This window comes from Fructobacillus parabroussonetiae, assembly GCF_018437265.1.
Classification (GTDB): Bacteria; Bacillota; Bacilli; order Lactobacillales; family Lactobacillaceae; genus Fructobacillus; species Fructobacillus parabroussonetiae.
In genome coordinates this window covers 86693-99895 of the sequence record NZ_JAAMFL010000005.1, presented here as the reverse complement: position 1 = coordinate 99895, position 13203 = coordinate 86693, and the positions used below count along the sequence as shown (strand labels likewise).

At 47.8% G+C, this 13203-nt stretch carries 12 protein-coding genes; 1 reads left to right on the top strand and 11 read right to left on the bottom strand.

Going from position 1 to position 13203, the window contains the following annotated elements:
- Nucleotides 1-134: 134 nt before the first annotated feature.
- The 8 genes from G6R30_RS03310 to G6R30_RS03275 form a co-directional block, all read right to left on the bottom strand.
- Nucleotides 135-1100 carry an asparaginase gene (locus G6R30_RS03310; protein ID WP_213821543.1) on the bottom strand — a complete coding sequence of 322 codons (966 nt, stop codon included), beginning with the start codon at nt 1098-1100 and terminating at the stop codon, nt 135-137.
- Nucleotides 1100-1888, bottom strand: coding sequence for a DNA repair protein RecO (recO, locus tag G6R30_RS03305; RefSeq protein WP_213821436.1), 789 nt, complete (start codon nt 1886-1888; stop codon nt 1100-1102). The genes G6R30_RS03310 and recO overlap by 1 nt, the downstream gene beginning before the upstream one ends.
- 80 nt (nt 1889-1968) lie before the next feature.
- Nucleotides 1969-2880, bottom strand: a complete 912-nt coding sequence (gene era / locus G6R30_RS03300) for a GTPase Era (RefSeq protein ID WP_213821435.1) — start codon at nt 2878-2880, stop codon at nt 1969-1971.
- 3 nt (nt 2881-2883) lie between these two features.
- On the bottom strand, nt 2884-3441 hold the full coding sequence (locus tag G6R30_RS03295) for a diacylglycerol kinase family protein (RefSeq protein ID WP_238476782.1): 558 nt from the start codon (nt 3439-3441) through the stop codon (nt 2884-2886).
- The gene (gene ybeY / locus G6R30_RS03290; RefSeq protein WP_213821434.1) at nt 3419-3901 is read right to left on the bottom strand and encodes an rRNA maturation RNase YbeY; all 483 of its coding nucleotides are present in this window, start codon (nt 3899-3901) and stop codon (nt 3419-3421) included. Before ybeY ends, G6R30_RS03295 begins: the two co-directional genes overlap by 23 nt.
- Nucleotides 3892-4902 (bottom strand): PhoH family protein, encoded by a 1011-nt coding sequence (locus G6R30_RS03285; protein WP_213821428.1) that lies wholly within the window; start codon nt 4900-4902, stop codon nt 3892-3894. Before G6R30_RS03285 ends, ybeY begins: the two co-directional genes overlap by 10 nt.
- 90 nt (nt 4903-4992) lie before the next feature.
- Complete coding sequence (gene pyk, locus G6R30_RS03280) at nt 4993-6411, bottom strand: pyruvate kinase (RefSeq protein WP_213821426.1); 1419 nt, start codon at nt 6409-6411, stop codon at nt 4993-4995.
- A gap of 94 nt (nt 6412-6505) precedes the next feature.
- Nucleotides 6506-9904, bottom strand: coding sequence for a DNA polymerase III subunit alpha (locus G6R30_RS03275; protein WP_213821424.1), 3399 nt, complete (start codon nt 9902-9904; stop codon nt 6506-6508).
- Between the two features lie 193 nt (nt 9905-10097).
- Between G6R30_RS03275 and G6R30_RS03270 the strand changes: the two genes are divergently transcribed.
- Complete coding sequence (locus G6R30_RS03270; RefSeq protein WP_213821422.1) at nt 10098-10286, top strand: YjzD family protein; 189 nt, start codon at nt 10098-10100, stop codon at nt 10284-10286.
- Between the two features lie 93 nt (nt 10287-10379).
- Here the strand turns inward: G6R30_RS03270 and pepT are convergent, their stop codons facing one another.
- Genes pepT through G6R30_RS03255 form a run of 3 tightly spaced genes read right to left on the bottom strand, consistent with a single transcriptional unit; the run spans nt 10380 to nt 13100 of the window.
- Entirely contained in the window at nt 10380-11612 is a 1233-nt protein-coding gene (gene pepT / locus G6R30_RS03265; protein WP_213821420.1) for a peptidase T, read from the bottom strand.
- Nucleotides 11613-11622: 10 nt separating this feature from the next.
- A complete protein-coding gene (locus G6R30_RS03260; RefSeq protein ID WP_213821418.1) occupies nt 11623-12414 on the bottom strand; it encodes a Nif3-like dinuclear metal center hexameric protein in 792 nt (263 codons plus the stop codon).
- The gene (locus G6R30_RS03255; RefSeq protein ID WP_213821416.1) at nt 12411-13100 is read right to left on the bottom strand and encodes a tRNA (adenine(22)-N(1))-methyltransferase; all 690 of its coding nucleotides are present in this window, start codon (nt 13098-13100) and stop codon (nt 12411-12413) included. Before G6R30_RS03255 ends, G6R30_RS03260 begins: the two co-directional genes overlap by 4 nt.
- Nucleotides 13101-13203 lie beyond the last annotated feature (103 nt).

Genomic DNA, 13203 nt, shown 5'->3' with positions numbered 1-13203 from the left:
TTTTCTCCTACGTGTATGTGATCCGGACAATTGACTGAACACGATTGTTCAAGCCAAGTAAAAAGCTTTACCTAATTAGTATACCGGGATTTGGCTGAATCCGTTCTGTAAATTTACAAAGCAGCCGCTTTCTTTTAGAACTCGTGTAAGAAATCCGTTAAAGCGCCGGCGGACAAACCATTTTCAAGGCCAATTAAGAGTTTCAACCGCGCCTTTTGTCCATTAACGGCACGGGCGAAAATCGCCCCCGACTTTTCCAGTTGGATTCCCCCACCGAGATAATCGTAAACGGGTTCTGCAATTCCATTAAAAGAACGGGACACAATGACAACGGGAATGTCGGCGTCGAGTAGTTCCTGAACACCGCGTGCAGCGTCCTCTCCCAGATTCCCAGCGCCCAGGGCCTCGATGATGATGCCATCGATATGTTCGCTTTCTGCAAAAAGTGATAAGATTTGCCCGTCCATTCCGGCATAGGCCTTCATGACAGGAATTTTCTTGCTGACGGAGGCAATCGGATAAGTCATCGTTTTCGGCAAATCATAAAAGAAGATAATTTGCCGCTTGGTGATCATGCCCATCGGCCCAGAAATTGGGGAGGCAAAAGTCGCCACGTTCGTGGCGTGCGTTTTCGTAACAAAACGAGCTGCATGAATCTCATCGTTTAAGACCACCATCACGCCACGGTTCGAAGCCTCTTCATCAATGGCCACGCGCAGTGCTGATTGGAAGTTATAAAGGCCGTCAGAGCCCAACTCATTCGACGAGCGCATCGCCCCGGTCATCACGACTGGAATCGTCAAATCAAGTGTTTTATCAAGGAAAAAGGACGTTTCTTCCAAGGTATCCGTTCCATGTGTGATGACAACGCCGTCATAGCTCTTGTCAGCGTCTTTTAACCGCTTGTAGAGTGTCAGCATGTGTTCAGGCGTAATGTGCTCTGAGGGGATGTTAAAGATGTTATCAATCGTTAAATCCACCGCCGGCAGATCAAATTGTGCCTGGTTCAATGGATTTTCTGCTCCGACTTCGACGTCACCATCTGCTGCAGCATGCATGGCAATCGTTCCGCCGGTATGTAAGACGAGGATTTTTTTCATCATTCTTGCTCCTTTTTCCGTGGTTTAATCTGAAACTGGCCCTCAAAGGCGGCCATTTTTTGAATAAAACGTTTTTCTTTTGGTTGAAAGCCGACCTGGCGGTCGTAGAGATAGTCGATGACACGCTGAATCCCCCGTTTCGTCACGGGTGACAGCGTGATTGCCCCCAGTTTTTGGATATCAATCGTTGAAAAGAGGCGGAGGTAATAAACCGTTTTTTGGTCCAAATGCAAGCGGTGATCATCCATGTCAAAATGGGCCTTTTCGATAATCCCGTTGTACTTCTCCGAATAGTCGAAATCACCCGTTTCAGCACCCGATAACGGATCTTTTTGCCAGTTTGGCGAAACGCCAAAAACCGGTAGCAACTGCAACTCAACGATGTTGGCGATCACCTGGGGATCCTTTTGCTGATTCAGTTGGTCAAAGGCAGCTAACATTTTTGCGTACCAAACTGGCTGTGGCTCGTTTTCTTCAAAGGCCACGGTCAAGTCTTTTGCAATCAATGCAGCGTAAGCCGCCGTTGTCAGGTCAACCAGGACGTTTTTATAAATACGGCTCTCCTGAACGGAGTTAATAAAGCCCAGTCCCTGCTGATTCTTAGGGTATACACCGTCAACGACGACCCAAGTATAGGGCTGATTGACAACGGTTAACTGCGACTTTTGCTTCTTTGCGCCACGAGCCATCGCCGTGATAATGCCGGCTTCCTTGGTAAAGAGCTTAACCAGTAGATCATGCTCACGGTAAGCGGTCGTTTGTAAGATCAGCCCTTCGATTAACGCCATGTGCCACCTCCTTTCTTGCCAAATGATTATGTACGAAAAAGCGGCCAGTGTGCGACTAGCCGCTCGCTTCCTATCGTTTTTTAAAAGTCGTCCTTACGATAACCCAGCGACTGCAGTGCCTGTGGGCGATCGCGCCATCGTTCTTCGACCTTTACCCAAGTCTCCAAAAAGACGCGAGAGCCCAGTAGTCGTTCAATATCTTTTCGGGCGCGGGTACCGATTTGCTTAATCATCTTCCCCTGCTTTCCGATGACAATGTTTTTCTGCGTTGGCCGTTCCACGATAATCGATGCCTGAATGTGCACGATATCGTCTTCGCCCGTTTCAATCTTATCAATGACAACGGCAACGGAATGTGGCACTTCTTGCTGCGTTAACTGCAGGACTTTTTCACGGATGAGCTCTGAGATAACAAAACGTTCCGGATGATCCGTCAGTTGGTCAGCGTCAAAGTACTGTGGTCCTTCATCCAGGTCTTGAATAACCGTATCCAGTAGCTCTGGCACGTTATCCCCTTCTGTTGCCGAAATTGGGAAGATTTCCGTCCATTCCGGTGCATCTTCTTGGTAAGTCTGAATCACTTCAAAAAGGTCCTCTTTTTTCAAGAGATCGACTTTGTTAACCAAGAGGAAAATCGGCGTGTTGGTCACTTCCTTCAAACGGTTAATGATGAAGTTGTCACCTGCTCCACGCTTTTTTGATGCGTCCACCACAAACCAAATGGCATCGGCTTCGTGCAAAGCGGAAAAGGCAGACTTGACCATGTAATCGCCAAGCGAGTTCTGTGGCTTGTGCACACCCGGCGTGTCAATGAAGACCACCTGGGCCTCATCCGTCGTATAAATCCCTTGAATTTTATTGCGCGTGGTCTGCGCCTTATTCGACATAATGGCGATTTTCTCACCAACGATGCGGTTTAAAAGCGTTGACTTCCCAACGTTTGGCCGACCAATGATGGCCACAAAACCTGATTTAAATCCTTCTTTTGTCATGAATTATCCTTTCAAACGGTGAATGAAACGTGAAAAGTCGGTTTGGATACCGAAGAAGTGCCAAAGGTGTGGCTGGAAGATCAAGAAAAGAATGATCATCTCAGCAGCCACTGAAACCAGGACCATTCCAGCTGAAACGTCTTTGACCAATCCAGCCAAAGGATGGTAGCGCTTATCGACCATCAAGTCGATCACAGCCTCCACGACGGTGTTCACAAATTCACCGTAAATGGCCAAGAACACCCCAATGACGACCCAAAGCCATTCTGAACGATTCAATCCCAAATAAAGGCCACCGGCTAAGACCAGGATGGCGAAACCCACGTGAAAGCGCATGTTTCGCTCACGAATGAGTACTAGGAAAATCCCCTTTAAGGCATTGAACAGGGATTTGAAGAAGTTCCGGTTACGACCAGTCTCGCGTCCGTGTTCATCACTAATTTCTCTTTGCTGGCTCTTTTCTTCAACCGCCTGCGACTGGTCAATCTCATCTTGAAAACGAGCTAACTCGTCCCGTTGGAGATTACCAGCTTGTTTTTTAGCGTCGGAGTCCATAGTCATCTAAAATCTTCCTTTGCAGATCAAACATTTCTTTTTCTTCTTTGTCGCCGAGCATGTGGTCATACCCGTTCAAATGCAAAAAGCCATGAACGACCAAAAAGCCGAGTTCGCGTTCAAAAGAGTGGCCGAGGTATTCTGCTTGACTCTCAATAATATCAACAGAAACCAAAATATCGCCAATGTTCTTCGCGATTTCAGCAGCCATTTCTTCATCTTCGATGACAGGACTATCATCGCCCTCTTCTTCAATGGCAAACGAAATGACGTCCGTTGGCTTATCAAGACCACGGTACTCGCGATTATAGGTTTGAATCGCATCGTTATTCATAAAGGTCACGGACATTTCCGTGTTATCGGGTAGTTCGAGGTACTTACCGGCGTAATCTAAGACATAAGTCACCAAGTCTTTATGAAACTGTGTGACACCGTCTTTGGTTTGATCAATTAAAGCTAAATCCATTCTGTTTTTCCTTTTTCACGCGCTTCTTTAAGGGCTTTGACCTTTTCGTCCGCTTCTTCATAAGCACTGACAATTTGGCCGACAACCGGATGTCGAACAACATCTTGGCTATCAAAATGAACGAAAGCCACTCGGTTGAGTCCCTGTAAAATCTTTTGAGCTGCAAGTAATCCCGACCTTACACCCTTTGGTAAATCAATTTGCGAAGGATCCCCGTTAATCACCATCTTTGATTGGAAACCTAAACGAGTGAGCACCATTTTCATTTGTGCATTCGTGGTGTTCTGCGCTTCGTCAACGATCACAAAGGCGTCGTCCAAGGTGCGACCACGCATATAAGCGAGTGGCGCAATTTCCAAGACACCGCGTTCCATTAATCGTTCGACATGATCGGCACCAATTAACGAATTCATGGCGTCGTAGATGGGCCGCATGTATGGATCGACCTTTTCTTTTAAATCACCTGGCAAGAAACCAAGCGATTCACCCGCCTCGACGGCTGGTCGGGCAATGATGATACGCTCAACATCACCTTTTTTCAGCGCGGCAACAGCCATTGCAACGGCCAAAAAAGTCTTTCCAGTACCAGCTGCACCGATTCCAAAGGTCACGTCATTGTGCTTAATGGCTGAGACATACTGCCGCTGGCCATAGTTTTTCACACGAATGGCCCGGCCCTTCTTATCCTTCAGAATGGACCCCTGATAAAAGTCTAAGAAATACTGGAGCGTGCCCTTCTTTGCCATGGTGGTGGCGGACACCACGTCAGCTGGACTAACGGTTACTTGCTTTTTCACTAATTGGCTGAGTACGTCTAAGACGGCGTAGGCCGAAGAAACCGCGGCATCATCACCGGTAATTGCCACCTGGGCACCCCGAACATGAAGTGTCACCGACAGGCCCTCTTCAATCAAAACGAGTAACTGGTCGTTTGCCCCAGAGACAACGGTCTGCTGTTCAACGTTTTGAAAGGTAAAAATCTTTTCACTTTGCTTTGTCAAAAATCATATCCCTCATTTGCTTGGAACTTTCTTCATTTTAACATAAAAAAAGCCCGACAGAGTCGGACTTTTCAGTCTAAAGACATTGAATTAGAGCGTTTCGATTGAAACGTTGTTTGCTGACTTCGTCTTGTCAAGTGGCGCAACCGTCATCACAACGATCTTGTCACCAGATTCGGCCAATCCTTGGTCCTTAGCAGCTTGCTTTGCAGCAACGATCAAGTCGTCAACTGACTTTGGCGTTTCGGCCAAGACAGGAACAACACCGTTGTTCAAAGTCAAACCACGTTGTACGCGTTCTTGTGACGTCATGGCAACGATTGGTGCCAATGGACGGTGCTTTGAAACCATACGAGCTTCGTAACCCGTTTCAGTCAAGACAACAACAGCCTTTGCTGAAACTGAGTCAGCCAAACGGGCAGCTGCAGAAGCAACTGATTCAACTGAGTCGTTGTGGTAGAACGTGTCTTGGTGACGTGAGTAAAGTGGCAAGGCTGTTTCAGCCTTTTCATCCAACTTTGCCATCATCGTAACGGCTTCTACTGGGTATTCCCCGTTAGCTGATTCACCAGACAACATCGTAGCATCCGTTCCGTCCCAAACAGCGTTGGCAACGTCAGAAGCTTCGGCACGTGTAGGACGTGGGTTTTCTTCCATTGAGTCAAGCATTTGAGTAGCCGTAATAACTGGCAATCCACGCTTGTTCATGTTTGCCATCATTTCCTTTTGAATCAAAGGAACGTTTTCGGCAGGAATTTCAACACCCATGTCACCACGAGGAATCATCAAACCATCTGAAACATCCAAAACGGCATCCAAGTTGTCGATACCTTCTTGTGATTCAATCTTAGGAATGATTTGAACATGTTCCATGTTTTTTTCCTTCAACAAGGCACGGATATCCAAAACATCTTCAGGCTTACGAACAAATGAAGCCGCGATGTAGTTGATTTCGTGATCCAAACCGAAACGGATGTCATCGGCATCCTTTTCAGTGATACCTGGCAAGTTGATTGAAACGCCAGGTGCGTTAACACCCTTACGTGAACCAAGCAAACCGTGGTTATCAGCCTTTACGACCAATTCCTTGTTAGCTTCGTCCTTTTCCATGATGGTTGTTCCAAGCAAACCATCATCAAAGAGAACCTTTCCACCAACCTTTACGTCATCGAACAAACCTGGGTAAGTAACGGCGATCTTGTCGTGCGTTCCTTCCAAGCTTGCGTCCATTGAGATGCGGAATACATCACCAGTGGCGAATTGAATCTTACCATCCGCTTGCTTCGTGGTACGGATTTCCGCACCCTTCGTGTCAAGCAAACGACCAACAGTCTTACCAGTAATCTTTTCAGCTTCGGCAACATTCTTCATGCGGCCCAAGTGTTCTTCGTGATCACCGTGGGAGAAGTTGAAACGGAATACGTTAGCACCAGCTTCAATTAACTTCACAATGGTTTCGACATCGCTAGATGACGGACCAAGCGTTGAGACGATTTTCGTCTTTTTCATGGGTAAATTGCTCCTTTGATATCTTGGTGAGTTGCGACAAACAACTTCCTGCTCATATTGTAATACACAAACCTGTCTGTTCACAAGCTAGAATCTAACCTTTTTCTTTAAAAACAACGTTTTTTTCACCTAAAATTGCCTGCAGAGGCGCTAGAACAGTTGTTTTGTCAGCTAAACCATAGTTTTTTGGCAAATTTTTTCTTTTTTTCGTACTTGGCCAATAGAGCGTGACAGCGTTTTTTCCAGGGTGTTCTTTCATCAACTGCCAAATGGCTGCTTTTTGCTTTTTTTCCTGGCTTTCATCAACGAGGCGAAGGAACCAAGTGCCGGCTCCCCCATCCCCTTCTTGCTTGGACGAATCTTCCTTCAAAAGTCCTTGCTGCTGTCGCTCCTGATTCCCGGCGTCTGGGTTAACCGCAACCAGACGATTGGCGATCAAAGAAAGCCCCTGACGAATCTCGGTCTTTCCGGAAATCAAGAAGACCTGCCCAACCTTTAGTTGATCAGCCAACCGTTCGTAAAGTTTTGGAAAAACCGTCACATCAAGTGAACCAGTCATATCAGACACCGAAAGGAAGGCCATCTGGTCGCCTTTTTTCGTCTTAATGACCTTGACTTGTTTCACTAAGCCATAGACCGACAGCTGTTGGTTTTCACTTAGATCAGCGATTTTCTTCGCTTTCCCCTGATCGTATGCCAGCGAGAAAGCCTCGGTTGGATGCCCTGACAGATTAAAGCCGAGCACGTCTTTTTCACGTTGTAAGCGTTCAACCAAGCCAAAGTCATGGACTTTTTTCATCTTGGTTTCTTTCAAGACCTGCTCGCCAAAGGCTGCCGCCGTGAGCAAATCATCCAGATTTTCAATTAACTCTGCCCGGTTATAGCCGAAACGATCAAGTGCACCGGCATTAATCAGCAAAGTCAACACTTTCGACTGCCGCCATTTTTCGGGCAGGGCCAAGAGAAAGGCAGAAAAGTTTGAAAAAGGCCCCTGCTGTTCGCGAATCGAAAGCAGCTCTTGAACAAAGGGGGTCGGTAAGCCAGCGATATTACCAAGGCCCATTTGCAGGACGTCTTCTGCAATGGACCAATCGGCTACCGAGCGATTAATATCCGGGCCCAAAACCCGAACCTGACGCTTACGCGCTTCTTGTAAGTATCCTTGGGCTTTGGCAGGCCCACCCTGGTGTGCGTTTAGCAAGGCCGTGTAAAAGGCTAGCGGTGCGTGGGCCTTCAAATAGGCTAAGGAGAAGGACAGTTCTGAATAAGCAACGGCGTGGGATTTGTTAAAGCCGTAATTGGCAAATTGGTCAATGTAGGCAAAGAGCTGTTCGGCTTCCTTTCGGCTGTGCCCCTTGGTTTCGGCCCCCGTCAAAAAGGCCTCTTTGGCCTGTGCCATCTGCTGGACTTTTTTCTTGGACATCGCTGAACGTAAAAAGTCGGCCTGGGCCAAGCTAAAGCCAGCGTAAGCTTCGGCCACCTGCATCACTTGTTCCTGATAGACCAAAATGCCATAGGTCTCCGAAAGGATGCGATCGACGACTGGATCAGTCACTGGCACCGCTTCTTGTCCCAATCGCCGTTTAATAAAGGTCTCAATATGTTGACTAGGACCCGGCCGGTATAAAGCGGTCGAGGCAGTAATGAGCGAGAAGCGATCGATCTTTAACCGTCGCAACATCCGCTGCATCCCCGCCGATTCAAATTGAAAGACACCGTTCGTCTCGCCACGAGCAAAAAGGGCCAAGGTCTTTGGATCTTCAAAGGAGATTTTTTTAATATCAAAGTCATCCCCCAAGACCGGACGAGCCAAGGCAATCCCCTTTGCTAAAATTTTCAAAGTCGTTAAACCAAGAATATCGATTTTCAGCAAGCCCAGCGCTTCCACCGGTCCCTTGGGCAGCTGCGTCATTAAGTAGCCATCGTTTCCGGTTTGAACCGGTAACGTGTTCGTTAAAGGTGCATCCGATAGCACAACACCCGCCGCATGAGTGGAATAATTACGTGGCAGATTTTCCAACTTTTGGGCCGTCTTTAGAAGTAAGTCACCGAATTCGAACTTTTTTAATGTCGGTTCGAGACGGTTTTTAGGGTCGGCCAGGGTGTCTGACAGACTCACCTTTCGCCCGTTTTTACCAGCCGGAATTGTATCGGTCAGCTTCTTTTGTTCCTTGGCATCGAGGCCAAAGACACGGCCAACGTCACGCAGTACCTGCTTGGCAGCCAAGGTACCAAAGGTAATAATCTGGGCAAAGTCCTCCTGGCCGTATTTGTCATGAAGATAAGCCAGCAGCTCATCGCGACGATCATCTGGCCAATCAATATCAATATCCGGCATTTGGGCACGCTCAGGATTCAAGAAACGCTCAAAAAGCAAGCCAGCTGCCAATGGATCGACGTTTGTAATGCCTAGGCAGTAGGCCACCAGGGAACCAGCAGCCGAGCCACGGCCGGCCCCTGTTTGAACATGGTGATCGCGTGCAAATTTTAGAATATCCCAGACGATGAGGAAATAATCCGCAAAGCCTAGGTCGATGATCGCCTTTAACTCACGATTCAAGCGTTTCACATATGGTTGCCCATCTTGAATACCTGCCAGTTGCAAACGCCGCTTCAAACCGACTTGTGCCAGTTGCTTTAGATAGTCCGCCGACGAAAGGCCGGAATCTTGTTGATAGACGGGTAAGGCTGGTTTTTTAAAGTTTAGGGCTACCTCGACTTTGGCAACCAGGGCTTCGTTGTTTTCATAGGCCGTCTTCAAATCAAGGGTCTGCTGATAAGCCTGCGCGAGCTCATCGGCATCCCTCAGGTAAAAGGCCCCCTTTTCATGGACGAGTGGGCCAATGTTTTCGAGTACGGTAGCACTACCAATTGCGCGTAGCACCTGAGTCGTAAAGGCGTCTTCCGTATTTAAGTAATCCACACGGTCCCAGGCAATCAGTGCGAGCTGCTGCTCTTTAGCATAAGCCGCCAAGGCTTTTTGCTGGACAAAGGAAAGATTGGGGCTAGTCCCTAAGTACCGTTCGCCCCCTTCGCCCAACTGCTGATCAAGCAAGGACAAATAACGACTAGCAGCTGGATCAGACGAAGCGATTAACTGGCCTAATTCCGACTCCGGTGTAAAAGTCAGGGCCAAACCATCGAGGTGCCCAGCCATCATGGCCATGGTCATCGGCTCATCGGATTGGGTCATCTTGGTTGACGACAGCCAGACGAGGTTCTGGTAGCCCTGCTGATTGTATGCCGTCAGTAAAATTGGAAAGGCTGTCGCCAGGTTCACCAAGCCGTTGACCATCAATTGCAGGGAGAAAATCGGCTTAATGCCCTTTTCCTTTGCTTCTTGATAAAAGTCGACCAAAGAGTACAAGACGTTTTGCTCAGCCAACGAAATGGCTTGGTAACCACGAGCCTTAGCGCTTTCGACAATTTGTTTGATACTACTTGGGCTTTGCAGCAGAGAGTAGCCACTCTTAACTTGTAACGGTGCGTACATGAAAGCCTCCAACGAGTCGTTAATTCTTCTTTTATTATACCGAAAATTTGTTCTCTTTATGAAAAGATTTTTCTTAGCCGGTTCGCATTGCCATTGACTTTTTCAGCCATTTCGAACAAAGCATTCATTCTGTTGCTTGACCAATTCTAAAAGAAGCGGTAGATTAGCAGTAAATAAAAAAGGTGGTGTTAACATGCGCTATATCGTAACTGCACTCTGGGCAGCCTTCTTCGGCTTGCTGCTCGGCTACTTGGTCGCTCAGATGACGAGCGTGGCCTTCAACCCAGCACTTTCCGCTTTGGTCACGGTGATCATTGCAGAGCTTGCTTTGATTACCGTTCCCGCACTTTCCAAGGACAAGACCGCAGATCAAGCCAAATAAATCTAATCAGCAAAAGACCCCTTGAGAAAATTCTCAAAGGGTCTTTTTTATTTTCATTAAGAGTCAGCATGAACAAGCGCTCAGAGCTGTCCTTTAGCGGGCTGCTTCTTGAACAATTTCCAGTAAGACATCCGTTGCCTGAGCCATCACCTGCTTGGAAACGTACTCAAAACGACCGTGCATGTTCTCACCGCCAGCAAAGAGATTGGGTGTTGGCAAACCAAGGAAGGTAATCTTTGAACCGTCGGTTCCCCCTCGAACGGGTTCGACGATTGGTTCGATGCCAAGGGCCTTCATGGCCGATTCTGCCAGATTGACAACTTCTTGTTTGTCTTTCAAGACTTCGCCCATGTTATAGTACTGATCTTGTAAGTCCACTTTCACTCTTGGCTGATCGAAGGCCTCGTTAAAGGACCGTTCCAATTCTTTAAGAAGGGCCTTTTTGGCTTCAAAAGCGGTCCGGTCATGATCACGAATAATGTAAGCCATCGTCGCCTCTTCCGGCGTTCCCTCCAAATCATGGAGGTGGTAGAAGCCCTGACGACCTGCCGTTTTCTCTGGCCGTTCTTCTTCTGGTAAGGCGTTATGAAAGTCAATGGCCACTTGTAAGGCATTGACCATCGCGCCCTTGGCCGTACCAGGATGAACGTTTCGACCAGTAATTTGGACTTTGGCAGCAGCCGCGTTAAAAGTCTCCCACTCCAGTTCACCTAGAGGACCACCGTCCACCGTGTAGGCAAAGTCGGCGCCAAAGGCTGAGACGTCAAAGTGATCAGCGCCCCGGCCAATTTCTTCATCCGGCCCAAAGGCAAAGGACAAAGCCCCGTGCTTGACCTCTGGATGCGCCAATAGATAATCAATGAGCGCCAAAATCTCGGCAACACCCGCCTTATCATCAGCCCCAAGTAGGGTCCGACCATCAGTGGTGATCAAATCATGGCCACGGTATTTCTTCAAACTTGGAAAATCTTTTGGATCCAATGAAAAGCCGGAATCACCAAGCGCAATAACAGACTGCCCATCGTATTGCGGCACTTCTTGTGGGTTGACACCCTCACTATTAAAGTCGGCCGTATCAACGTGTGAAATAAAGCCAATCGCCGGAATCTCTTGATCAGTATTAGCCGGTAACTTAGCGAAGACATAGCCGTCTTTCATCGTCTTGACGTCTGAAAGCCCCATGTCGCTTAGTTCAGTCGCCAAGTCCTTCAAAAAAGCGACTTCCTTTGGATCAGACGGCGTCGTGGTTGAGGCCTCGTTTGACCGTGTATTGACTTTGACAAAACGCAGGAAACGGGGAATTAATTCAGGATATTTTTCAGACATAACAAACCTCCTATAGGTAACGGTAAGGATCCGTATTCACTTCAGATGCCCGCACGGATAAGGACGAACCAAACCACTCACGCACCTTCTCGGCCATCGGCTCTTTCGCCAAGGCCTCCATGTGGTGATCAGGATCTAAAACAGCAAAGTCAGCAGCTAAAACATCATGACCAACGTGATAGTACAAGTCAGCCGTAATAAACAAATCGGCGCCAGCTGCCTGGGCCTGTCGCCAGAACTTGCCGCCGTCGCCACCAAGAACGGCAACGGTTTGTATCGTGGTCGCCGGCTCGTTGGCAATCAGGCGGACCTGATCAACACCACAGCGCTTTTTTACCTGCAAAGCATAATCCTTAAGCGTGATAGCTTCCGGCAACTGGCCAATTCGGCCTAGTCCGGCCGCTGGATTTTCTTCTGAAATAACCAATGGCCTGCTGTTTTGAATATCGAAGGCTTGGCAGAGCCAGTCGTTCAAACCACCAACTGCCGCATCCAAATTGGTATGTGAGGAATAAACGAGAATATTATGCTTAATTAAATCCGCGTACATTTTATTTTGTGGATTCGACAAATCGAGGTTCTTAGCTGGAAAAAACAGTGGCTCGTGGTGCGCCCAAATAAAGTCAACCTGCTGATCAATGGCTTCTGCCACCGTCTCTGGACGAACGTCCAAGGTGGTCATCACCTTTTTCACGGGCTGATTCGGATCGCCAATCTGTAAACCGATTGGATCGCCCGCTTCTGCTAAGGACTTTGGCGCAAAGGCTTCGATCTTTTCAATCACATCACTGGCTCGAATCATGAGTGCAACTCCTTTTTGATTTGTGCAATTTTGGCCGCGACCTCTTGGTACTTGGCGTTGGTCTTTTGATTGGCTTCTTCCAGTCGGTCTAAGACAAGCTGCAGCCGTGCCTGCTCATGCTGCCACTTGGCTTGAAAAATTGGTCCCGCCTCTTTTCGAAGGATTGGACCAAAAATCCGATCAGCATCTGACAGTTCTTCTTGGCCAGGCTTTGCCACAATGATTTCATAGCGATGAGGTTGTTCTTCCACCAATTGTTCCTGAGAAATGCGATAACCGTTTGCCACTAACCAAGAACGTACAGCATCCTGATCGGTGTTTGGCTGTAAGACGAGTTGCTGAAAAGGCCCAAGTGCTCGATTGTCATTGAGGATTTTTTTAATTAACAAACCACCCATACCAGCAATGACAACGGTTTCCACCCTGTCTTCTGCTTTCAGTGCAAAAAGGCCATCGGCTAAACGGCAATCAATCTTAGTCGACAGGCCCGAATTCGCCACCGTCTTTTTGGCATTGTCCAAGGGGCCCTTCGCCACTTCACCAACGATGGCCTCGGCAACCCGACCACTTTCGACCAAATAAGTTGCCAAATAGGCATGATCGGATCCAATATCGGCGACTTTTTGCTTGGTTTCGACTAAATCAGCGACTGCTTGGAGTCGTGGGCTTAGTTTAATCTGGGACATGGCGGCATTCTCCTCACTCTCATCTTAACCGTTTTCTTTATTATACGGTTCAGTTCACGTTTCAACAAGGTTAAATTAGAAACAAATTAAAAAAACCGCCAAG

What these genes read in the sequence shown, in the direction of transcription:
- era (WP_213821435.1), bottom strand. Translation starts at nt 2,880, where the DNA reads ATGACAAAAGAAGGATTTAAATCAGGTTTTGTGGCCATCATTGGTCGG.
- ybeY (WP_213821434.1), bottom strand. Translation starts at nt 3,901, where the DNA reads ATGGATTTAGCTTTAATTGATCAAACCAAAGACGGTGTCACACAGTTT.
- G6R30_RS03260 (WP_213821418.1), bottom strand. Translation starts at nt 12,414, where the DNA reads ATGATTCGAGCCAGTGATGTGATTGAAAAGATCGAAGCCTTTGCGCCA.
- G6R30_RS03255 (WP_213821416.1), bottom strand. Translation starts at nt 13,100, where the DNA reads ATGTCCCAGATTAAACTAAGCCCACGACTCCAAGCAGTCGCTGATTTA.
- pyk (WP_213821426.1), bottom strand. Translation starts at nt 6,411, where the DNA reads ATGAAAAAGACGAAAATCGTCTCAACGCTTGGTCCGTCATCTAGCGAT.
- recO (WP_213821436.1), bottom strand. Translation starts at nt 1,888, where the DNA reads ATGGCGTTAATCGAAGGGCTGATCTTACAAACGACCGCTTACCGTGAG.
- G6R30_RS03275 (WP_213821424.1), bottom strand. Translation starts at nt 9,904, where the DNA reads ATGTACGCACCGTTACAAGTTAAGAGTGGCTACTCTCTGCTGCAAAGC.
- G6R30_RS03310 (WP_213821543.1), bottom strand. Translation starts at nt 1,100, where the DNA reads ATGAAAAAAATCCTCGTCTTACATACCGGCGGAACGATTGCCATGCAT.
- pepT (WP_213821420.1), bottom strand. Translation starts at nt 11,612, where the DNA reads ATGTCTGAAAAATATCCTGAATTAATTCCCCGTTTCCTGCGTTTTGTC.
- G6R30_RS03270 (WP_213821422.1), top strand. Translation starts at nt 10,098, where the DNA reads ATGCGCTATATCGTAACTGCACTCTGGGCAGCCTTCTTCGGCTTGCTG.
- G6R30_RS03295 (WP_238476782.1), bottom strand. Translation starts at nt 3,441, where the DNA reads ATGACTATGGACTCCGACGCTAAAAAACAAGCTGGTAATCTCCAACGG.